Raw genomic sequence first — 20,865 nt, 5'->3', positions numbered from 1 at the left:
CAGTCGTGAGCGAATGCGGTGAGCTGATCGGGGGCAGGTACCGGCTGACGGAGGTGCTCGGCAGTGGCGCCATGGGTGTGGTGTGGCGGGCGCGGGACGAGCGGCTGAACCGGGTCGTCGCGATCAAGTTGCTGACCGAGGGCAGTTCGCCGGAGGCCAGTCGGGAGGCGTCGGCGCGGGCGGTGCGCGAGGCGCGGCTCACCGCGCGGTTGCGGCACCCGCACGTGATCGCGGTGCATGACGTGACCGAGCACGGGGGCAGGCCGTGCCTGGTGATGGAGTACCTGCCCGCGCGCAGCCTGTCCGAGGTGGTGGAGGCGGAGGGGGTGTTGTCTCCTCGGCGGGCGGCGGCGATCGGTGCTCAGGTGGCCGCGGGCTTGGCCGCCGCGCATGAGGCCGGGGTGCTGCACCGGGATGTGAAGCCGGACAACGTGTTGCTCACCGAGGACGGTACGGCGAAGATCGCGGACTTCGGTATCGCGCGGGTGCCGGGCGACAGTTCGGTGACGGCGGTGGGCATCCTGGTCGGCACGCCCGCGTACCTGGCGCCGGAGGTGGCCAAGGGCGGTCAGGGCGGGTTCGCGGCGGACGTGTTCTCGCTGGGGTCGACCCTGTACGCGGCGTTGGAGGGGCGTCCGCCGTTCGGTATGGCGGACAACGCGATCGCGTTGTTGCACGTGGTGGCGGCGTGTGAGGTGGCGCCGCCGCGGCGGGCGGGCTTCCTGGGGCCGTTGCTGATGGAGATGCTGCGGGCCGATCCGCTGGCGCGGCCGTCGATGGCGGAGGTGGCCCGGCGGTTGGAGTTGTCGCTGCCCGCGGACACTCAGCCGATGCCGGCTCCGGAGCCCGCGCGGATCCCGCGGCAGCGGCGTGCGTCGATGCGGGTGGCGGCGGCTATTGGTGGTCTGGTGGTGGCGGCGGGTGTGGTGGTGGCGGCGCGGTCGCTGGTTCGGGTGCAGGTCTCGGCGGTGTCGGGCGCGCCGCCCTCGGTGGTGACCTTGCCCGCTGCGGCGAGCGCGACCACGACCTCGGTGGCGCGGCCGGTGTCGGCGGGGTGTGAGGCGCGGTATGTGCAGGAGAGCTCGTGGTCGACCGGCTACCAGGTGGCGGTGGTCGTGACGAACCGGGGCGCGCAGCAGTTGTCGGGCTGGGAGGTGAGCTGGACCTTGCCGGGTGGGCACCGGATCAGCTCGCTGTGGAACGGTCAGGTGGTGCAGCGCGGGTCGGTGGTGACGGTGCGCAACGCGAGTTGGAACGCGGTGCTGGCCGCGCACGGGTCGACGAGTTTCGGGTTGGTGGGTTCGGCCCTGGGTGACGACCCGGAGTTGCCGCCGCTGCGGTGCACTTCGCGGTGAGCCGACTGGGTGCGGGTGCCGTGAAGGATGCTCCTATAGAAGTCAAGTGGTGGTTGCGAGGTGGGTCATGTCTGTGGTCAGGGCGTGGAAGACCTCGCGGGTGACGTAGCGTTTGAGGCACCGGATGATGTGCCGTTTGGGCAGGCCCTCGGCGGTGCGTCGGGCGAGGTAGGCGCGGGTGCGGGGGCAGTGGCGCAGGCGGACGATGACCACGCGGTAGAGCGCGGCGTTGGCTTGGCGGTCACCGCCCCGGTTGAGGCGGTGACGGTCGCGGCGGCCGCTGCTGGCCGGGATGGGGGCGGTGCCGCACAGGTGGGCGAAGGCGGCGTCGGTGGTGATGCGGTGGGGGTTGTCCCCGGCGGTGATCAGCAGTTGTGCCGCGGTGTCGGGGCCGACTCCGGGCAGGGCGGTGGTGCGGGGCAGGACCCGGTCGAGCACGGCGGTGAGTTCGGCCTTGGCCTGGTCGATCTCGGTGGTCAGCCGGTGGATCCGGTGAGCCAGGCGGCGCAGCGCGGTCTTGGTGGCCGCGGTGGGGCAGGTCAGGTCGTGGGTGGGGCGGAGCCGGGCGCAGGTGGTGATCAGTGCCCGCCGGGGCAGGCCGGTCAGGTGTTCGCGCAGCGTGGTGGGGGCGGTGACGATCAGGCTGTCGAGCTGGTTGAGCGCGGCGGTGCGGGCTTTGACCGCGCTGGTGAGCACGGTGCGCAGGACGGCGGTGCTGGTGGCGGGGCCGGTGCTGGTTTTGGGGGTGGTGGTGGCCCTGCCGGACTGGACCGCGTGGGCGGCGTTGATCGCGTCCTGGGTATCGGTCTTGCCCTTGCGGCGGCGGGTGTGCCGGTCGGGCTGGTTGACCTCGATCACCTGGATGCCGTGGTCGGTGAGGTGGCTGGTGAGCCCGGTGCCGTAGGAATGGGTGCCTTCCACCCCGACCGCTTCCAGGGTGCCGAAGCCGGTCAGCCAGCGTGTCAGGGCGGTGTAGCCGGTGTGGGTGGCGGGGAAGGTCTGGGTGCCCAGGAGTTGGCCCAGGGCGTTGAGCGCGGCGGCGGTGTGGGTGTCTTTGTGGGTGTCGACTCCGCCGGTCACCAGGTCTGTGTGGCTGGTGTCGACGGGGGTGTGCTGGTCGGTCATTCTGGTCTCTGCCATCCCTGTGTGGGGTTCGGGGTGGCACGCACCGGGCCGGTGGGGTGGACGGCACAGTGATGGGTGTCCTGCTGGCACAGGCTCCTATCAGGTCACATCCCCTGGTCTGGTGACGTGCGTGGAGGGCGAGCACGGGGGTCGGCGGATCCCTCACAAGACAGCCCACCCCCGCAGGGGGCCGGCGTCAGTGGCTTTCCGGGACAGACTCCCCACGCTCGCCATCCACACACATCATCACTGTGGCTTTCACTGCACTCAACGGAGCGAAAGCCACCTTCACGGCGTCCCTGGGCGGGCTGGCCGGCTCGCGATGGCGCCGTTTGGGACGGTTCAACGCCCTGAACGGCACCTTCATGGCATCGGGTGGCCCCCGGCGGCGGCTTCACGTGAGGTATCGCCGCAGGTCAGCCCCCAGCTGTCCGGACATTTCATGGATAATCGCCATTATGCATCGAACCGGACAAATCACCCGGCCGCGTGCTCGGTTGCCTGCTTGATCTGCGCTAGCGTCTCGCCCAGGTGCGCCACCCCGTCACGGAAGCTGCTCGTCATCAGCGCGGAGTTCCCCGTCTGGTCGCGGTAGACCTTGACGCACTCCCCTGCCGCGGTGGTCAACTCCGTCAGCGCCGAGGTCCAACTCCCCCGTAACCGCGCTACGGGCGGCTTCGGGAACTCCTCCGCCCTGCGCAGCACGGGTTGCAGGTCGGCGCAGCCCGAGACGATCCGTTCCAGGTTCTCGGTGCTGAAGTTCTGCAAGGCCGTGTTGTTCGCCGTGCCCACCGCGGTGAACGTGTCCATGCCGCCGCCGTAGATCCAGATGTTGACGGCCTCGGTCTCGTTCATGGCCAGGCTGGTCGGTTCCGGCGGCAGCAGCGGTGCGGCCCCGTTCGCGGTCGGCCACCAGATCACCGCGAAGGCCGACACCGCCACGACCCCGGCCAGGACCAGCCGTCCCGGGCGAGCCGCCCGCACCGGGCGGTCCCGGCGCGGTCGTACCAGCGCTACGGCCAGTACGGTCACGGCCGTACCGGCGAACGGCAGCACCTGTAGCGGGCGGGCCGCCACGATGCTGTCGACCTGGCCGCCAGCGGTCCAGTGCAGGGCCCAGATCCCCAGGCAGGCGAGAACCCCGAGCGTCCACGTTGCCAGCGCGGCCGTGCTCCAGTCGGCGCGTCGCAGCACGAGCAGGGCCAGCACGAACTGAACGACCACGGCCGCGGCGATCTCCCAGGCCGTCAGGACGAGGGCGAATTCGGCGCCGCCCCGGCCCGTGGCGGCCAGGCGCAGCACCGCTACCAGCACGGCCCAGGACAGGGTGCCGACGCCTGCCGCGAGCAGGCCCAGTCGCACCCGGCGGCCGGGGTCCGACGCCAGCAGCAGCGGCACGAGCCAGAGGGCGGCCAGCGCGGCGGCGGTGAGGATCCGGTCCTCGTTGAGCAGGAACGGCACCACCACGGTGTCGATGACCTGTGCGTCGAGCAGGGACCAGGCCGTGCCATGCGCGTAGCCCTCCAACAGGGCGACCGCGGGCTGCACGTAGGACTGCCACAGGACGTCCCCGGCCTGGGCGACGCGGATCCAGCCGAGGCAGCTCACGCAGACGAGCAGCACAGCCGCCGCGGCGGCCAGGCCGCGCCAGGTGCGCACTCCCTCGCCGAGCAGGCGTGCGCAGTGGCCTGCCCACACGCAGACCAGCGCTGACACACCGATCAGCACCGCGGAGACCGCCAGCTTGAGCAGGGAGGGCTGTAGGACGTACTCCCCCGCTTCCTGTAGTTGCAGGTACATGCCCAGCGCGAGGCCCAGGCCCATGGCGGCGCCGGGCAGGGCGAACACCCCGCGTGCGGTACCGCCTGCGCGGAGGTGGGCGGCGCCGCGCCAGGCGATGACGCAGACCAGGGCGCCGACGGCGATGCCCCAGACGTAGCGCATGACGGTGAAGGACTCGTTGCCGCTGTGGTACCAGCTGACGGAGCTCAGCCCGGACACGAGGTGCGCCCAGGCGAGCTGGATGGCCAGGCCGCTGGCGAGCACCTCCCAGAAGCCGGGGCGCAGCAGGGACTTCGGGTCGCGCATGGCGGCCTCGCGGGCGGCCCGGCTGGGGTGGGTGGCGATCCAGCTGAGCACCCGGCGGCGGCGTGGTTGTTCGGCCAGCGCGCGGTACGGGTCGGTGGTGCCGGTCCAGGTGGCCACGAGCGCGTCGGCGTAGCGCTCGCGGGAGCGGAGCACGGCGGTGCGGGCGAGGTAGACCAGTAGGACCAGTGCGGCCAGGCGGACGGCCAGTCCGAGGGTGACGGGTCCGGTCAGCGGCAGCAGGGTGGGCGGGTGCCAGGGGTCGGCGGAGAGCAGGAACGGGTCGATCGTGACGAGCAGGTACGGGAGGAGGCCGATGATCAGGAAGGCGCGCCAGGTGGCGAGCGTGGCGTAGGTGGTGGCGATGTCGTTGTTGCGGACGTGCGCCAGTTCGTGCAGGACGACGGCCTCGAAGGTGGGGCGGTCGTGGTCGAGCAGGGCGACCAGTCCGGCGTCCAGGCAGACCCGTGGGCGGCGGCGGTGTCCGAAGGCGACTCCCCCGGCGCGCAGGCTGCTGGCGTCGAGCAGGAACTCGGGAGGTTTGGCCAGTCCGGCGGTGGCGACGAGTTCGGTGAGCGGTTCGCGGAGTTTGTCCCACAGTGCGGGGAGCTGGTCGATGCGTTGGAGGCGGGAGCGGCGCACGCGCCAGGCTGGGCGGGCGTAGTAGATCGCGACGGCGGCCAGTGCGAGCAGCAGTAGTCCGGTGAACAGCCAGCCGAGCCTGGGGAGGAACAGTGCGGACATGCACTCGCGGTAGGTGTTCCACTTGGACTCGTCGGGGTCGGGGGTGGCCCCGCTGGTGAGGTACAGGTTGGCGCGGACCTGGCAGTGCGCGTCCTCGGTGAAGGTGGCGACGGGCCAGATCGTGGCGAAGACCCCGTAGATGTGCAGGGTGGAGGCGAGGGTCAGTACGACGAGTGTGGCGAAGCGCTGGGTGGTGCCGGAGGGCACGCGTAGGATCGCCGTGGCCGCGGGTCTGTCCGCCGCCACGGGCTCAGCGCCCCTGGTCGAGCAGGATGCGCACGACCTCGGCGACCTTGCCTGCCAGTGCCGGGTCCTTGGTGAGTTTCTCGACAGCCTGCCGGGCCTGTTCGCTGGCCTCCTCGCACAGTTCGGGGGTCAGTTCGGGGACGGGCTGGTCTTCGGTCTTCTTGCGGCGCAGGCGTTTGAGCAGGCCGCCCGCCTTGGTGACGGCGAGTTCGCCCGCCTTGTCGACGAGGTGCTCGTAGATCGAGGTGGCTACGGCCAGTGCTACTGGTGAGAGCACCAGTACGGCGGTGTCGATGCCTGATCCGAGCACGGCGCCGGGTCGGCCGCGGTCGGCGAGGACCTTGCGCGGGTCGTGCAGGTATGCCTGGCTGATCGGCTCGAACAGGGCCAGTTCCTCGGGGGCCAGTTCGGTGACGATGCCTCGGCCGAGGGTGAGCACGAACTGTTCGGATGCGGATGATTCGGTCATCTACTCCCCCTGTGTGCGACAGGCTGATCGTCGCGCGCGGCAATGGGGTTGTTACTCGGCCGTTCGGGGTTGACTGGATCTTCTGACTTACAGTGCCCGATGTGACATCCGAGCGAGTACATGCGTTCACCGGTGACGTGCTGGGTGATCTTGATGCGGTGGGGGTCGCCGAGCTGGTGCGGTCCGGTGAGGTCAGTGCGGCTGAGGTGGCCGGGGCCGCGGTGGCGCGTGCCGAGCTGGTCGACCCCAAGCTGCGGGCGGTGGCGTTCCCTGCCTATGACCGGGTTTCGGCGGCTGGCGGGTTGCTGGCTGGGGTGCCGACGTTCGTGAAGGACAACACCGATGTACGCGGGCTGCCTTCGGGGCATGGTTCGGCGGCGCTGCGGCCCGGGCCTGCGAAGCGGGACGCCGGTTTCGCGCGGCAGTACCTGAGTTCGGGTGTGACGGTGCTGGGCAAGAGCCGGTTGCCGGAGTTCGGGTTCAACGCGTCGACGGAGTTCGCTGGTGCTGAGCCGACTCGCAATCCGTGGCACACGGCGTACTCCGCGGGGGCGTCCTCGGGTGGTGCCGCGGCTTTGGTGGCTGCCGGGGTGGTGCCGATCGCGCACGCCAACGACGGTGGTGGGTCGATCCGCATTCCGGCGGCGTGTTGCGGGTTGGTGGGGTTGAAGCCGACTCGGGGCCGGTTGGTGGCCAACGAGCAGGGCAGGTCGTTGCCGATCGACCTGGTGTCGGACGGGGTGGTGTCGCGGTCGGTGCGGGACCAGGCGGCGTTCTACGCGGCTGCGGAGCGGTACTGGCGCAATCCGCGGTTGCCGGAGTTGGGGTTGGTGGAGGGGCCTGGGCGGCGGCGGTTGCGGATCGGGTTGGTGGTCGACTCCCCCGCTGGTGTGCGGGCTTGTCCTCGGACGGCTGAGGTGGTGGCGGAGACCGTTTCGGTGTTGGAGGGGTTGGGGCACCGGGTGGAGCCGGTGGTGGTCCCGATCGACGGGCGGTTCGTGGCGGACTTCACGGCGTACTGGGGCATGTTGTCGTTCCTGGTGTCGGTGACGGGCAAGGTGGTGCTGGATCGGTCCTTCCAGGCGAGCCGGATGGACGGGTTGAGCCAGGGGCTGCGCGGGCTGTTCCGGTCCAGGTTGTTGGCGGCGCCGGGCATGCTGTACCGGTTGTCGCGGGTGCGGCGGGACTACGCGCGGATGTTCGAGCGGGTGGACCTGGTGCTGTCGCCGGTGCTGGCGCACGTGACTCCGTTGCTGGGGCACCTGAGTCCGACTGTGCCGTTCGAGGAGTTGTTGACGCGGTTGCAGTCCTATGTGGCCTACACGCCGTTGAACAACGTGTCGGGCGGTCCGGCGATCTCGGTGCCGATGGGTGCGACGGCGGAGGGACTACCCGTTGGGGTGCAGTTCTCGGCGGTGCACGGGGCGGAGCGCACCCTGTTGGAGCTGGCCTTCGAGCTGGAGGCGGCACGTCCTTGGCGGCGTATCCAGGACTGACTTGTCAGGGGTGTGCGGTACAAGATCCACATGAAGGTTGTGGATGCCCAGCTGGAGTTCTTCGCGGCCCGCCGTCCGCGTAAGGACTCGCCGCACACGACGGCCGCGTACCGGCGTGACCTGGCGGTGATCACCGAGTTGCTGGTGGCCGAGACCGGGGTGCCGGTCGAGGAGTTGGTTGTCGAGCAGTTGACGGCCCCCGCGCTGCGTGCGGTGTTCGGGGTGTTCGCGGACAGTCATGCGAAGAGTTCGGTGCTGCGGGCGTGGTCGACCTGGAACCAGTTCCTGACCTTCTGTGTGGCCGACGAGTTGCTGGCGGGCAACCCGATGGGTGCGGTGGCGCGGCCGAAGACCCCGCCGTTGGTGCCCAAGCCGTTGCGGGGTGAGGACACGCCGGAGCGGTTGCTGGCCTCGGCGGCGGCCGGTGAGCGCAAGGCGCGGGACCCGTGGCCGGAGCGGGACGTGCTGGTGCTGGCGTTGGGGCTGGTGGCGGGGTTGCGGTCGGCGGAGATGCGGCGGTTGTCGGCGTCCTCGCTGGTGGGGCGGTCCGGGGAGATGCGGTTGCACGTGCACGGCAAGGGCAGCCGGGACCGGTCGATCCCGGTGCAGCCCGCGATGGAGCGGCTCATCGAGGGGTACCTGGACTCGTGTCGTCGCCGGTTCCCGCGTGAGCGGTTCGGGCGTAGTTCCCCGTTGTTGCGGGACCGGTCGGGTGAGCCGATCGGTCGTGGGGCCTTGGACTACCTGGTGAAGTCCTGTTACCGGTGGGCGGGGTTGAACGACCGGGTGCCGGTGGGGGCGAACCTGCACGCGTTGCGGCACACCTTCGCCACGCGGTTGGCCGAGGACGGGGCGAGTGCCTCGGAGATCATGGCGTTGCTGGGGCACGCGAGCCTGGCGACGAGCCAGAACTACATCGAGGCCACGGGCAGGGAGCAGCGGGCCGCCGCGGCCAGCAACCGGACGTACCGGGTGCTGGACGAGGTGGCCGACCGCTCCCCTGGGCCGTGATCAGTCGAAGGCGAGTACCAGGATGCCCGCGCCGAGCACGGCCAGCCCGGTCCAGGACAGGGCTGGCAGGTGTTCGCCGGTGACGAGGATGCCGAGCACGGTGGCGACGGCGGGTTCGAGCAGGGTGAGGGTGGCGGCCACGGCGGCTGTGGTGTGGCGCAGGCCGTGGCCGAACAGCAGGTAGGCGAGGAAGGTGGTGATCAGGGCGAGGTGCGCGGCCACGGCGGCGCCTCGGGGGGTGGTGAGCCAGACGGGCTGGGACAGCAGCACGACGGGCAGGGTGAGCAGGGCGGCTCCGCCGAACATGGAGCCGACCGCGCCCCGGGCGTCGGCGCCCTGGTCGATCAGGTGTGCGCCGATGACGGTGTAGGCGGCGTAGGCCAGTCCGGCGAGCAGTGCGAGCAGGATGCCGGTGGGGTTCAGGTGTGTGCTGCCCTCGGCGCCGATGACCAGCACCGCGCAGCCGAGCACGGCGGCAGTGGTAGCCAGTGCCCAGTGTCCGGTGAGCCGGTGGCCGTGCAGGACGCGGGCGAGCAGGCCGGTGAAGACGGGGCCGCTGCCGAGGGTGAGCACGGTGGCCACGGCGACTCCGGTGCTGGCCACGGCCGGGTAGAAGCTGAGCGGGTAGGTGGCGACGGCTGCGGCGCCGAGCAGGACGAGTGGCTGGCGGGTGAGTAGCAGGCGCAGGCCTGCTCGGGAGGTGAGCAGCAGTAGGGCGCCGCCGAGGGTGAGCCCGGCCGCGCCGACGATCAGGGCTGGGGCTCCGGCGGGTGCCAGTGAGCTGGCGGTTCCGGTGGTGCCCCACAGCACCGAGGCGATGAGGATCGCGGCGGTCGCGGACGGGCGTGACTGTGACGACTGGGTGGACACGGGTGTGCGCTCCAGGGGCGAATCGACTCCGAACGGGGATTCGTCTCCGGGCGCGCGAGGGTGTGCCGCGAGTGCGGCTGGTCAGCGAGTGCTGTGGTGCCTGCTCGTGCGCCCGGTCAGGCGGCGAGAGGCGGGGTGACAGCGCGCCAGTACGTCATGGCTGTGAGGTTAGCAGTCGGTGCCGCCACAGCAGTTCGGTTCCGTGCTGGCCGAGTGGTTGGAAGCCGAGGCGGGCGGCGAGCGCGGCGCTGCGGGTGTTGTCGGGATGGTGGCGGAGGTCGACGTGCGGTGCGCCGATGCGGCGGGCTTGGTCGAGCAGTGCGCGGGTGGCGCGGGTGGCGATGCCCCGGCCGGTGTGGTCGGGGTGCAGCCAGTAGGCCAGTTCGGTGGCGTTCTCGGTGGTGATCAGGCAGGCGTTGCCGATGGGGGTCGGGTGTCCCGTGGTGAGGATCGCGTAGTTGTAGGACTTGCCGGTGGCCCAGTTGCGCAGTGCGCGGTCGAGGAAGGCGGTGGGCTGCCAGGTCATCCACGGGCCGAGGCGGCCGGCGACGGCTTCGAGTGCGGGCAGGTCGGTGGGCTGCCAGGGGCGCAGGGTGAGCTCGTCGAGGTGCAGTGGGTGTTCGGGGCTCATGGGCGGGTGGCCAGGGTGAAGGTGTCGGCGAGTTGGCGGCCGTACTCCTCGGCGTCCAGGGTGGGGTCGGCGCAGAGCCGGTTCACGGTGGCGTCGATGGCGCCGACGGCGGCCAGGGCCATGGCGTGTGGGTTGAACTTGCCGAACTCCCCCGCGGCCTGTCCGGCGCGCAGGTGCTTGGTGAACTCCTCGAGCCGGTCGTCGATCTCGCTGGGGGTGGCGATCGTGCGGGCGTTGCCCAGCACCTGCACCAGGGCGCGGACGTGCTCGGGGTGGGCGCGGACCAGGTCCATGTTGCAGGCCAGGCGGACGCGCATGATCTCGACGTAGCCCTTGGCGGCCTCCATGCGGGGGCTCATGTACCGGTCGGCCACGGCGATCGCCTCGGCGACGACCTCGCGCATCAGGTCGTCCTTGCCCTTGAAGTGGTAGGAGATCATGCCGGTGCTGCTCAGCCCGGCGTGCTCGGCGATGCGGGCGAACGTCGCCGCGGCGTAGCCCTGTTCGGCGATCACCTCGATGGCGGAGCGCACGATCTGCGCGCGCCGGGCGCTCTCGGTGAAGGTCCGCCCGTCCTTCGCCCCGTCCTTTGCTCGCATGAGCAATGTCTAGCACGGGCGTTCTGCCCGACTAGGATGCGCCGGTGGATCCGGCCGAGCAGTTCCTGCGCGCCAACACCGAGTTGACGCCGACCCCGCTGGTGCCGGAGGTCTCGCTGCACCTCGCCGTGGACATCGAGGCCCTGTGGCAGCTCACCGGCGGGGACGAGCCGCCGTTCTGGGCGTTCGCGTGGGCTGGGGGCCAGGGGGTGGCCCGGTACCTGCTGGACTCGCCCTCGGCGGTGGCCGGGCGGTCGGTGTTCGACCTCGCGTGCGGGTCGGGGCTGGTAGGTATCGCGGCGAGCGTGGCTGGGGCCGAGTCGGTGGTCTGTTGCGACGTGGATCCGCTGGCGGGGGTCGCGGCGCGGGTCAACGCCGCGGCGAACGGGGTCGCGGTGGGTGTGCAGGTCGCCGATGTGTTGGACGGGCCGGTGGACGCCCAGGTCGTGGTGGCCGGTGACGTGTTCTACGACCGCGACATGGCTGAGCGCGTGTGGCCGTTCCTGGCGCGGGTCGCTGCTGGCGGCGCTGCGGTGCTGGTCGGTGACCCGAGCAATCGTCCGTACCTGCCTCGGCGGCGGTGTGTGGCGGTCGCGGAGTACGTGGTGCCGGTGACTCGTGAGCTCGAGGGTGTGCGTGAGCTGGTGACGACGGTGTGGCGGGTGGTGGGGTGAGTGGCGGCCAGCCCCGACCGGCAACAGGACGAGGAAGCCGCCCCCGATCAGGCGAAGAACTCGGCAAGCAGTGGGGCCAGCACGGCGGGGTCGACCTGGTGGCTCTGACCGTCGAGCACCTGGTGGCGGGCGTGTGGAACGGCCTGGGCCACGGCGAGGCTGCCCGCGTGCAGCTCGGGTGAGGTGTCGGCACCGGTGAGGACGAGGGTGGGCACTGTGATGCGGGCGGCGCGTTCGCGGGGCACGCGGGCGTCGCCGACGATGGCCATGTCGTAGGCGAGGGTGGGGGCGATGGCCTCGAACTGGGGCCAGGCCGGGGAACGCCGCATCCCGGCGATGGCGACGGCGGGCACGCCGACCCGGGTCATGAACAGTTCGACGGCGTCTGCTCTGCGGTCGGCGGCCAGCAGTGCGTCGAGGTCGCGGTTGAACTTCGCGGCGGCGGCGAGGTCGCCGTCCGGTTCGTTGGTGAACGGTGGCTCGTACAGGGCGAGCTTGGTCACCGGCAGGCCGCTGGCGACGGCCTCCATGGCCAGGATGGCGCCGGAGGACATGCCGTACAGGTGTGCGGAGCCACCGGCCTCGGTGATCAGCGCGGCGATGTCCTCGACCTCGCGCCGCACGGCGTAGGGCGCGGTGTCCCCGCTCTGGCCTCGGCCACGCCGGTCGTAGGCGTACACGGTGAACTGCGGTGCGAGTAGTTCGGCTAGCGGCAGCATGCCGCCGAACGCGCGGTGGCAGTTGGCGCCGTCGACCGCGATCAGCGCGGGACCGTGCCCGTGCGTCTCGTAGGCGATCTTCGTGCCGTCCGCTGAGGTGATCGTGCCCATGTGTGTTCCCTTCCGTCGGTGTGCAGACCACGCGGCGCGCTGGAACTCATCGGTGGCCGTAGGGTTTGGTGCATGCCCACCATCGCCACGAGCACCGAGGTCGACCGGCAGGCCCTGCTGGAGTTCCTGCGGGTGCGCCACCGCGCCATTCTCATCACGACCAGGGCGGACGGCAGCCCGCAGTCCTCGCCGGTGTCCTGCGGGGTCGACGGGCAGGGCCGCATCGTGGTGTCGACCTACCCGGAGCGGGCCAAGGCCGCGAACGTGCGCCGTGACGAGCGGGTGTCGGTCTGCGTGCTGTCGGAGGACTGGAACGGCCCGTACGTGCACGTGGACGGGCGCGGTGAGGTGCTGGAGCTGCCGGAGGCCATGGAGCCGCTGGTGGACTACTACCGCGGCATCGCGGGCGAGCACCCGGACTGGGACGAGTACCGGGCGGCCATGCGGCGCCAGGGCAAGTGCCTGATCCGGGTGGAGCCGCTGCGCTGGGGCCCGATCGCGACCGGTGGCTTCCCCGCGCGGCTGGCCTGACCCGGGTCAGCTGGCCCAGGCCCCGCCCCAGCCGATCGGGTCCTGCAACAGGGTGCTGACCGTGCCGAACGGGTCGGCGATGGCCGCCAGCAGGCCGGTCTCCACCTCGCGGGGCTCGATCAGCACGGTGCCGCCCGCGAGTACGGCGGCGTCGGTGGCCGCCTCGATGTCGCTCACCGCGAAGTAGGTCATCCAGGTGGTGCCGACCCCGGCGGCGGTGGCGGCGTCGATGAGCAGCCTGCCCGCGATGGCCCGCTCACCGGGTGTGTCCTCGTCGCTGGCGACGGTGTGCAGTGCGAACGGCTTGATGTCGCGGGCCTGCCCGGCGGCGCGGGTGGCCCAGCCCAGTTCGCGGTTCCAGTAGTCGTCGGTGGCCGTGGCGGTCATCAGCTCGATCCAGCAGGGCTCACCGTGGCGGGGCGGCGGCGCGAACGGTCCGTGCCGCACCCGGCCGGGGTCGAGGGTGGCGGAGATCCCGGCCGGATCGGTGAGCAGGGCGCTGGGGCGCCCGCCGAACACCGCGTGCCAGCCGGTGGTCTCCCAGCTGGTGGGCGGGCGGACCAGCACGGCGAGCCGGTCACCGACCCAGCAGCGCAGTGTGCCGTCCTCGGCGGTCATCACGATCCAGCCGAACAGCTGCCGGTAGTGCTCGGCGGCCGAGGCCGGGTCGGTGGCCCGCAGTTCGATGCGGCGCAAGCCCCTGATTGGTCCGTCCTCGGCCACTGCGGTCGGGTCCCCCTGCGATCGCGCGCGGCGGCGGGCCGCGCTGGAGTGCTACTGGAAGCGCCGACCATCCTCTGCCGTCACGGTGTGCCCGGACAATGCTCCATCCGGTCCATCCGTCGCGGGCAGCACGTTGCGCAGCGGTCGCGGCTTGCCGAGATGGAAGCCCTGGCCCACGCTGACCCCCAGCTTGGCCAGCATCTCCACCTGCGCGGGCCGCTCGACCCACTCGGCGACCACCGACAGCCCGAAGCCGCGGGCGATCTCCAGGATGCCCGAGACGAGCACCGCGTCCCGGCCGCCGGTGTCGATGCCGCGCACGAACTCGCCGTCGATCTTCAGGCCGGTGATCGGCAGGTGCTTGAGGTGCACGAAGGAACCGAAGCCGGCGCCGAAGTCGTCCAGGGCGATGCGGCAGCCGGTGGCGCGGACCTGGTTGGCCAGGTTGCGGGCGGCGTCCAGGTTGGTCACCGCGGCGGTCTCGGTGATCTCGAAGCCGAGCCTGCCCGGTGCGACCCCGGAGGAGGCCAGCCGGTCCAGCACGAAGTCGGCGAAGTCCTCGTCCTCCAGGGTGCGGCCGGAGACGTTGACGTCGAAGCGCAGGTTCGGGTCGGGGTGGGCGACCAGCGCGTCGATGGCCTTGCCGAACACCCAGCGGTCGATCTCCAGTACGAGGTCGCTCTTCTCGGCCGCGGGCAGGAAGTCCGCGGGGCCCAGCAGGGGTAGCTGTCCGTCCTCCAGGCGCAGCAACAGCTCGTAGCCCAGGGTGCGGCCGGAGTCCAGCGCCACGATGGGCATCGCGTGCAGCGCGAGGTTGCCGCGGTCCAGTGCCTTGCGCAGCCGGTCCTGCACCGACACGCGTTTGGCGGTGTCGGCGTAGTGCGCGGGGTCGTAGACGGTGACCCGGTTGCGCCCGGCCGCCTTGGACGCGTACAGGGCCAGGTCGGCGTTGGCCAGCACGGCCTCCCAGCCCTCGCCGGAGGAGAACCCGGCCACGCCGGTGCTGACCGTCATGCGGGTGGTGGTGCCCCCGGCGACCAGCGGCAGCCCGGCCACCGCGTCCCGCAGGCGTGCTGCCACGTGGGCGGCCTCGCTCTCGGGGCAGCCGGGCAGCACCACGGCGAACTCGTCCCCGCCGAGCCGTCCCAGCAGTTGCCCCTCGTGCAGGCGCTCGCGCAGTGCGGAGGCCATCGTGCGCATGACCCGGTCGCCGACGGCGTGTCCGCGCAGGTCGTTGACGTCCTTGAAGTTGTCCAGGTCCAGCAGCAGCAGTGAGCCGGTGCCGCCGGTGGCCAGGTGCCGCTCCAGCTCACGGGTCAGCGCGCGCCGGTTGGGCAGCCCGGTGAGCGGGTCCTCCTCGGCGAGCTGGCGCAGTTCGTCCTGGAGCCTGCGGTCCTGGGTGACGTCGTGGCAGGTGCCCATCATGCGCACTGGCTGGTCCCGGTCGTCGCAGATGACCTCGCCGAAGCACTCGAAGACCCGTTCCGCGCCGCCGACGAGCATGCGGTGGGTGTAGGCGAACCGGTCCCCGCTCTCCCCCGCGACGCCCAGTGCGTGCTCGATCATGCCCCGGTCGTCGGGGTGGATCAGCTGGATGTAGCCGGCGTAGTCCAGTTCGGTGCCCGGTTCCAGGCCGAACAGCTCCAGCAGGCCGTCCGACCAGAGCACCCGGTCGGTGGCCATGTCCCACTCCCAGTTGCCCATCCGGCCGAGCACCTGGGCCCTGCGCAGGGCGTTAGCCTGCTGGGTGGCCTCCAGCTCGCGGTCCCGCCACGCGGTGACGTCCATGATCCGGTAGAGCAGTTCCCCGCCCGGGGGCAGCGGGGTGCAGTTGATCTCCAGCCAGCGGTGCGGCGCGCCGTCCTCGGTGGTGGTCTGCAGCACCAGCCCGGTCTGCGGGGTCTCCGGGGCGCCGGGGAGCAGGGCGGTCAGCGAGCGGCCGATCGCCTGGTCCGCGGGCACGCCGACGAGAGTGCCCAGCGCTGGGTTCGCCCAGTGCAGTCTTCCGTGCAGGTCCGTGACACCGAATCCGACGTCCGCGCAGTGCAGGACGTGGTTGTGCACGGCGCCGTGGTCCACCACGTGCTCCTCCTCGCCACCCGGCGCCATCGTTGTCGGTTCACCGGCCACTGGGCAAGCCCGAGTAGGTCACCGCAGACGTTCCAACCCGTTCGCGGTGCCCGCCAGTTCGCTGGCCATGGCGTGCAACTCGGCCGGGGAGGCGCCGTCGGCGGCCGCCGTGGCGATGTCCTCGGCGGCGCAGCGCAGCAGGTAGAGGCGGTCCTGGAGGTCGGCGATCTCGGTGGCCGAGAGCACCACGGCGTCCTCGGGCAGGCCGCCGCGCTGCACGGCCGAACGCCGTTCGTAGGCGCGCTGCCTACAGGTCTGCGCGCAGTACTGCCTTCTGCGACCGTACTGCCCGTCCTCGGGCAGGGTGCGTCCGCACCACGCGCAGTGGCGTACGGAGTTGCGCCGCCTGGCGCTTGTGACCTCCATGGGCGGCGAGGTTATCCGGCTACCGGCTGGTCATCACAACGCCACGCCGCTGGTGCAGACTCAGCGCGTGCGAGATCAGCATCCTTACCTGTCCGGGCCGAGTCCGCGCGCGTTCGCCCACCGCGGCTGGCACCTCGACGAGCTGCACGGCATGGAGAACTCGCTCAGCGCGTTCCGGCGCGCGGCTGACGAGGGGTTCCGCTACGTGGAGACCGACGTGCAGGCCACCTCGGACGGGGTGGTCGTGGTGCAGCACGACGAGGTGCTGGACCGGACCACCGACCGCACCGGGCGGATCCCCGACCTGCCCTGGGCGCAGGTGGGAGCGGCGAAGGTGGGGGGCAGGGAGGAGATCCCCCGGCTGGAGGCGGCGCTGGAGGAGCTGCCCGGGCTGATGTTCAACATCGATGTCAAGGCGGACAACGCCGTGTGGCCGGTGCTGGAGGTGCTCCAGCGGACCAACGCCTGGGACCGCGTGTGCCTGGCCTCGTTCTCCGACAAGAGGCTGGCGACCCTGCGCAGGCACGCCGGGGAGAAGTTGATCACATCCATGGGGCCGCTGACGGTGGCCGCGCTGTGGTCCAGCGGCTGGGCGTCGTGGCTGGGCACCGGCCGGTTCGTGCAGGGCGCGATGGCCCAGGTGCCGGTGCGGCAGGGGCCGCTGCGCGTGGTGGACGAGCGGTTCGTGCGCACGGCCGTGGCGCGCGGGCTGGAGGTGCACGTGTGGACCGTGGACGAGCAGGCGCAGATGCGTGAGCTGCTCGACCTGGGTGTGCACGGCTTGGTCACCGACCGGCCCGACCTGTTGCGCGAGGTGCTGCGCTCGCGGGGGCAGTGGCCCGAGTAGTTCACTCGACCCGATGTATCGCGGCGCGATATATACTCGGGTCATGAGTGTGCGGGGCATGTCGGAGCAGACCTTGCTGGTGCTGACCGCGCTGGCCGAACAGCCGCTGCACGGCTACGCCATCGTCAAGGCCGTGCATGAGCTGTCCGGGGGACGGCTGGAGCTGCGGGTCGGCACGCTCTACGGGGTGCTGGACCGGCTGGTCGCCGACGGCTGGGCCGAGCGTGACCGGGAAGAGGTGCACCAGGGCCGTCTGCGGCGCTACTACCGGCTCACCGGGGACGGCCTGCGGGCACTGGCCGCCGAGGTGACTCGGCTGGAGGCCACCGTGCGGGCGGCCAGCACCGTGCTGCGAGCTGTCGGGGGGTTGGCATGACCAGCAGGCTGGAGAACCGCTACCGGGTGCTGCTGCGGGCGCTGCCCGAGTGGTACCGCGCCGAACGCGAGCAGGAGATGCTCGCGGTCTGGCTGGCCGAGCGCACCGACGAGCTGGACCTGGAGTACGGCTGGCCGGGCTGGGCGGAGACCCGGTCGCTGCTCGGGCTCGCGCTGCGCACCCGCCTGTCGGGCCCGCCCCGCTCGGCGGCGCTGGGCGACGCGGTGCGACTGGTGGCGTTGATCGGCCTGCTGGTCCAGGTGGGGCTGGGCACGGCCTACGCGGTGAACATCGTCCTGTCCCCCGTCGCCGACCTCCTGGCGCTGGTGCTCGACCTGCTCCTGGCGGTCGGCTCGGTCGGGGCCCTGGCCTCGCTGGCCACCGGCAGGCGCGTGCAGGGGCTCGTGCTCGGCCTGGTCGCGCTGGTGCCCTCACTGCTGGGCCTGGCCTCGCACCCGGCGCTGTGGGCGATCGCCAACGCCTTGCCCGAGTGGGCGACCGCGCTGTGCCTGGTGCTGGGCTACCACCGCGAGGCGCCCCTGCCGAAGGCCCGGCCCTGGTTGACGGCCACGGCGCTGGCCAGCGGGCTCGGCGCCGCGTGGTGGGGTGCCCTGTCGCTGCTGCCCAGGGACGGCTCGGCGCTGTGGGTGCAGGTCGACCTGGGTGTGGCGCCCGGCTGGGCGTTGTCGCTTGCCGGGCTCGTGCTGCTGGTGCGCCCGCGTCCGGCCGCGCGCCTGGCGGTGGCGGCGAGCCTGCTCCTGCTGTTGCCGGAACGACTCGTGCTGCTGTCCCAGTTCTCGGTGGTGCTGCCCCAGGCCGTCACGATGGCGGTGCTGGCCGTGGCCCTGGGCGTGGCGGGCCTGCGCGACCTGCGTCGGCTGCCCGGCACGCCACCGGCCCTGGCCTGATCAGTCCTTGCGGGCGGCGTACACCGTGCGGGCCGCCAGCAGGAACACGTCGGGGCGCCGCATCAGCCCGGCCGGGTCCTCGGGGTCGAGCAGCCGCGCGACCACTGCCTGGTCCTCCTCGTCGAGCAGGCCGTCGGCGATCTTGTGGTGCACCCGGTCCAGCCAGTCGCGCAGGTGCTCACGGACCTTGGTGTCGACCGGGGCGGGCAGGTCCACCAGGAAGCTGCGGGTGGCGCCGGAGCCCAGTCCGGCGGCGGCCAGCATGCCCTGCCAGTCCTCCACCTCGGCGCTGTGGCTCGGCAACTCCACCCGCATCCGCGTGAACCACAGGTCGGTGGCCGCGGCGATGCGGGTCAGCAGCCCGGGACGGCCGATGCCGATGTCGCGCGGCAGGTAGCGCGCGGGCAGCCCGCCCTCGGCCACCGCCAGCACCCCGCCGGGCCGCAGCAGCTTGGCCAGCGCCGTGAGTGCGCCCTGCTGGTCGCCGAGGTGGTGCATGGCCTGGCTGGTCCAGATCAGGTCCGCCTCGCCCAGTTCCGTGAAGCCCTCGGGCAGCTCGGCGTGGAGCGTGCCGATCGTGACGCCGAGCCGGTCGGCCCGGGTCCGGGCGCGCTCCAGCAGCGCGGCGGAGCCGTCCACGGCGACCACCTCCGCCTCGGGGAAGACCTCGGCCCACACGCAGGTCGCCACACCGGGGCCGCTGCCCACGTCCAGCACCCGGCGCACCGGCACCTCGCGTTCGGCCAGCCACTGCGCGGCCTGCCGCACCGCGCTCTCGTACACCTCGCCCTCGCGCTCGATCATGACGGCCATCTGATCCCAGTTGAACTTGGTGTCGGTCATGCGGCGAGCGTGCACCCCACAGGCCGTCACTGACAAACTTCGTTGCCGAAACCGCAAAAAACTGGCGGTAACGAGTTGGTTCCAGCCGAGGGCGGTCCGGTTGGCACACTGGCATGGTGCACTGGTCGTCACACAGAGCTGGAGAACTGATGACTTACCCCGGTGGGCAGTACGGCGAGCAGCCGCTGTTCGGCAACGAGCAGACCCAGTACCTGCCGGTGGAGCCGCCGCAGCCCAAGCGCACCGGCATGATCGTGATGGTGATCGTCGTGGCCCTGGTGCTGGTCGGCGGGGTGGGCGTCGGACTGCTCTACGTCAACGAGACCCAGCGCACCGCCCAGCTCACCGCCCAGCTGGCCGAGAAGGACCGCTCCACCGCGGACAAGGACAAGGCCATCGCCACGGCGAACAAGGCCGCCGAGGACGCCAAGACCCAGGCGCAGTCCGCCCTCACCCAGATCCAGGAGGCCAAGGCCCAGGCCCAGGACGCGCAGTCGAAGTTGCAGGCCGCCCTGGACGCCAAGGCCGCCGCCGAGGCCAAGGTCAGCGCGCTGACCGGCTGCGCCCAGGCGGGCAAGGACCTGGTCGCGGCCACCGACAGCCACGACGACTCCCGGCTCGGCGACCTCGGCAACGCCCTGCTCGCCGCCTGCCGCTGACCGGCGCCCCGCCTCAGTCCGTCGGCGGTGCCAGGTACCGGGTGAGCATGGCCACCAGCTCCTCCTCGAACTGCCCCAGGTCCACCGGCTCGTGTCCGGCGATCACCTTGTGCACGACCAGTTCCACCGTGTTCACCACGATCCGCGCCGCGACCTGCGGGTTGCCAACGCGGACCTCGGGGTACCGCTCGAACAGGGCGCTCACGTAGGCCACGCGTTCCCGCTCGTACTCCCCGATCTTCCTGACCAGCTCGGGCGAGTTCGGCGTCTCCTCGATCATCACCCGCAACAGCTGGGGTGCGTCCAGGTGGTTCTGGACGGCCACGTGCACGAACACGCGCAGCACGCCCTCGATGGTGTCCGGCAGCTCGCCGGCCTGGTGGCGGCGCAGCTCGGCCTCGCCCGTGTCGAGGTGGCGCGAGACCAGCTCGACGAGGATGGCGTCCTTGTTCGGGTAGTACTGGTACAGCGATCCGATCGACACCCGGGCCCGCTCGGCGATGCGGTTGGTGGTGCCCGCGGCGTAGCCGTGCTCGGCGAAAACCTGAGCAGCCGCGGCGAGGATGCGCTGCCGGGTCAGCTCGCCCCGGACCTGCTTGGGCTGTTTGCGCGGGTCCAGCGCCCGTCGTCCGGTCATCGTGGACCTCCCTGTCCCGGCCGTGAAAAGCGAGTAGCCCACGAAGCGAGCTATTGCTCATAATAACCCTGTGACCAGCACCAATACTCTCACCCGTCGGCCGAGAAGGCTGTCGGCCGCCCAGGTCCGGCAGCGGCTGGGCGAGCCCGAGCCGATGGTCGCGAACAAGATCATCGACCACGTGGACGAGTACGTCCGCCTCTTCATCGCGCACGCGCCGTTCCTGGCCATGGCCACCGCCGACGCCCACGGCCGCGCCGACTGCTCCCCGCGCGGTGACTACCCCGGGTTCGTGAAGGTCCTCGACGAGTACACCCTCGCGATCCCGGACCGGCCCGGCAACAAGATCGCCGACTCCTTCCGCAACCTCGCCGAGAACGACGGCGTCGGCCTGCTGTTCCTCATCCCCGGCCTGCGCGAGACCCTGCGGGTCAACGGCCGCGGCTACGCCACCGACGAGCCCGAGGTGCTCGCGCGGATGCAGACCGAGGCGAGCGAACCCGAGCTGGCGATCGTGGTGGAGGTGGCGGAGGCCTACTTCCACTGCGGGCGGGCACTGGTCCGCTCCCGGCTGTGGGACCCGGCCAGCCAGGCACTGGCCCAGGAACTGCCGCCCGCCGGGGAGATCGCCGCCGCGCAGATGAAGGTGGACATCGCCCCGGAGTTGCTCGGACAGAGCCTCGAAGAGGCTTACCGCAAGCTGTACTGAT

General features: G+C 71.5%; 22 protein-coding genes. 10 read left to right on the top strand and 12 right to left on the bottom strand.

Annotated features, from left to right (window positions below):
• Positions 1-5: 5 nt before the first annotated feature.
• Positions 6-1,355 (top strand): protein kinase domain-containing protein, encoded by a 1,350-nt coding sequence (locus KALB_RS21480; RefSeq protein ID WP_025357775.1) that lies wholly within the window; start codon positions 6-8, stop codon positions 1,353-1,355.
• A 42-nt stretch (positions 1,356-1,397) separates the two neighbouring features.
• Here KALB_RS21480 and KALB_RS21475 read toward each other — a convergent pair whose 3' ends face one another.
• The 3 genes from KALB_RS21475 to KALB_RS21465 all read right to left on the bottom strand — a co-directional run bounded on the left by KALB_RS21475 (position 1,398) and on the right by KALB_RS21465 (position 6,024).
• Entirely contained in the window at positions 1,398-2,480 is a 1,083-nt protein-coding gene (locus tag KALB_RS21475) for an IS110 family RNA-guided transposase (RefSeq protein ID WP_025354812.1), read from the bottom strand.
• A gap of 477 nt (positions 2,481-2,957) precedes the next feature.
• Complete coding sequence (locus KALB_RS21470) at positions 2,958-5,555, bottom strand: M56 family metallopeptidase (RefSeq protein ID WP_025357774.1); 2,598 nt, start codon at positions 5,553-5,555, stop codon at positions 2,958-2,960.
• A 4-nt stretch (positions 5,556-5,559) separates the two neighbouring features.
• Positions 5,560-6,024 carry a hypothetical protein gene (locus KALB_RS21465; protein WP_025357773.1) on the bottom strand — a complete coding sequence of 155 codons (465 nt, stop codon included), beginning with the start codon at positions 6,022-6,024 and terminating at the stop codon, positions 5,560-5,562.
• A gap of 101 nt (positions 6,025-6,125) precedes the next feature.
• On the opposite strand from KALB_RS21465, the gene KALB_RS21460 reads away from it, so the two are divergent.
• Entirely contained in the window at positions 6,126-7,520 is a 1,395-nt protein-coding gene (locus KALB_RS21460; protein ID WP_025357772.1) for an amidase, read from the top strand.
• Between the two features lie 12 nt (positions 7,521-7,532).
• Positions 7,533-8,531, top strand: a complete 999-nt coding sequence (locus tag KALB_RS21455; RefSeq protein ID WP_025357771.1) for a tyrosine-type recombinase/integrase — start codon at positions 7,533-7,535, stop codon at positions 8,529-8,531.
• Here KALB_RS21455 and KALB_RS21450 read toward each other — a convergent pair whose 3' ends face one another.
• The 3 genes from KALB_RS21450 to KALB_RS21440 form a co-directional block, all read right to left on the bottom strand.
• On the bottom strand, positions 8,532-9,401 hold the full coding sequence (locus KALB_RS21450; protein ID WP_025357770.1) for a DMT family transporter: 870 nt from the start codon (positions 9,399-9,401) through the stop codon (positions 8,532-8,534).
• Positions 9,402-9,555: 154 nt separating this feature from the next.
• Entirely contained in the window at positions 9,556-10,032 is a 477-nt protein-coding gene (locus KALB_RS21445) for a GNAT family N-acetyltransferase (RefSeq protein ID WP_025357769.1), read from the bottom strand.
• Entirely contained in the window at positions 10,029-10,631 is a 603-nt protein-coding gene (locus tag KALB_RS21440; protein ID WP_025357768.1) for a TetR/AcrR family transcriptional regulator, read from the bottom strand. Before KALB_RS21440 ends, KALB_RS21445 begins: the two co-directional genes overlap by 4 nt.
• A 44-nt stretch (positions 10,632-10,675) precedes the next feature.
• Here KALB_RS21440 and KALB_RS21435 point away from each other — a divergent pair, with 44 nt between their 5' ends.
• Positions 10,676-11,305, top strand: a complete 630-nt coding sequence (locus tag KALB_RS21435; RefSeq protein WP_025357767.1) for a class I SAM-dependent methyltransferase — start codon at positions 10,676-10,678, stop codon at positions 11,303-11,305.
• A 47-nt stretch (positions 11,306-11,352) separates the two neighbouring features.
• Here KALB_RS21435 and KALB_RS21430 read toward each other — a convergent pair whose 3' ends face one another.
• Positions 11,353-12,135 (bottom strand): alpha/beta fold hydrolase, encoded by a 783-nt coding sequence (locus tag KALB_RS21430; RefSeq protein WP_025357766.1) that lies wholly within the window; start codon positions 12,133-12,135, stop codon positions 11,353-11,355.
• Positions 12,136-12,207: 72 nt separating this feature from the next.
• Here KALB_RS21430 and KALB_RS21425 point away from each other — a divergent pair, with 72 nt between their 5' ends.
• Positions 12,208-12,666 carry a PPOX class F420-dependent oxidoreductase gene (locus KALB_RS21425; RefSeq protein ID WP_025357765.1) on the top strand — a complete coding sequence of 153 codons (459 nt, stop codon included), beginning with the start codon at positions 12,208-12,210 and terminating at the stop codon, positions 12,664-12,666.
• A gap of 6 nt (positions 12,667-12,672) precedes the next feature.
• On the opposite strand, the gene KALB_RS21420 is transcribed toward KALB_RS21425, so the two are convergent.
• The 3 genes from KALB_RS21420 to KALB_RS21410 all read right to left on the bottom strand — a co-directional run bounded on the left by KALB_RS21420 (position 12,673) and on the right by KALB_RS21410 (position 15,885).
• The gene (locus KALB_RS21420; protein ID WP_052360476.1) at positions 12,673-13,362 is read right to left on the bottom strand and encodes a VOC family protein; all 690 of its coding nucleotides are present in this window, start codon (positions 13,360-13,362) and stop codon (positions 12,673-12,675) included.
• 78 nt (positions 13,363-13,440) lie between these two features.
• The gene (locus tag KALB_RS21415; protein ID WP_236650306.1) at positions 13,441-15,471 is read right to left on the bottom strand and encodes a putative bifunctional diguanylate cyclase/phosphodiesterase; all 2,031 of its coding nucleotides are present in this window, start codon (positions 15,469-15,471) and stop codon (positions 13,441-13,443) included.
• A 66-nt stretch (positions 15,472-15,537) separates the two neighbouring features.
• Positions 15,538-15,885 carry a hypothetical protein gene (locus tag KALB_RS21410; protein ID WP_025357762.1) on the bottom strand — a complete coding sequence of 116 codons (348 nt, stop codon included), beginning with the start codon at positions 15,883-15,885 and terminating at the stop codon, positions 15,538-15,540.
• A gap of 67 nt (positions 15,886-15,952) precedes the next feature.
• Here KALB_RS21410 and KALB_RS21405 point away from each other — a divergent pair, with 67 nt between their 5' ends.
• The 3 genes from KALB_RS21405 to KALB_RS21395 are packed head-to-tail and all read left to right on the top strand — an operon-like array spanning position 15,953 to position 18,016.
• Positions 15,953-16,732, top strand: a complete 780-nt coding sequence (locus KALB_RS21405) for a glycerophosphodiester phosphodiesterase family protein (protein WP_025357761.1) — start codon at positions 15,953-15,955, stop codon at positions 16,730-16,732.
• Between the two features lie 43 nt (positions 16,733-16,775).
• Positions 16,776-17,108: a PadR family transcriptional regulator gene (locus tag KALB_RS21400; RefSeq protein WP_236650305.1), complete on the top strand. Its 333-nt coding sequence runs from the start codon at positions 16,776-16,778 to the stop codon at positions 17,106-17,108.
• Positions 17,105-18,016 carry a hypothetical protein gene (locus tag KALB_RS21395; protein WP_025357759.1) on the top strand — a complete coding sequence of 304 codons (912 nt, stop codon included), beginning with the start codon at positions 17,105-17,107 and terminating at the stop codon, positions 18,014-18,016. Before KALB_RS21400 ends, KALB_RS21395 begins: the two co-directional genes overlap by 4 nt.
• On the opposite strand, the gene KALB_RS21390 is transcribed toward KALB_RS21395, so the two are convergent.
• Positions 18,017-18,859: a class I SAM-dependent methyltransferase gene (locus KALB_RS21390; protein ID WP_025357758.1), complete on the bottom strand. Its 843-nt coding sequence runs from the start codon at positions 18,857-18,859 to the stop codon at positions 18,017-18,019.
• A 149-nt stretch (positions 18,860-19,008) separates the two neighbouring features.
• Here KALB_RS21390 and KALB_RS21385 point away from each other — a divergent pair, with 149 nt between their 5' ends.
• Positions 19,009-19,518, top strand: a complete 510-nt coding sequence (locus tag KALB_RS21385; protein ID WP_025357757.1) for a hypothetical protein — start codon at positions 19,009-19,011, stop codon at positions 19,516-19,518.
• A 13-nt stretch (positions 19,519-19,531) separates the two neighbouring features.
• On the opposite strand, the gene KALB_RS21380 is transcribed toward KALB_RS21385, so the two are convergent.
• A complete protein-coding gene (locus KALB_RS21380) occupies positions 19,532-20,155 on the bottom strand; it encodes a TetR/AcrR family transcriptional regulator (RefSeq protein ID WP_025357756.1) in 624 nt (207 codons plus the stop codon).
• Between the two features lie 70 nt (positions 20,156-20,225).
• Between KALB_RS21380 and KALB_RS21375 the strand changes: the two genes are divergently transcribed.
• Positions 20,226-20,864: an MSMEG_1061 family FMN-dependent PPOX-type flavoprotein gene (locus KALB_RS21375; protein ID WP_030109042.1), complete on the top strand. Its 639-nt coding sequence runs from the start codon at positions 20,226-20,228 to the stop codon at positions 20,862-20,864.
• Position 20,865 lies beyond the last annotated feature (1 nt).

Origin of the sequence: Kutzneria viridogrisea DSM 43870 (assembly GCF_000525635.1) — a bacterium.
Classification (GTDB): Bacteria; Actinomycetota; Actinomycetes; order Mycobacteriales; family Pseudonocardiaceae; genus Kutzneria; species Kutzneria viridogrisea.
This window is presented reverse-complemented; position numbering and strand designations above follow the sequence as displayed.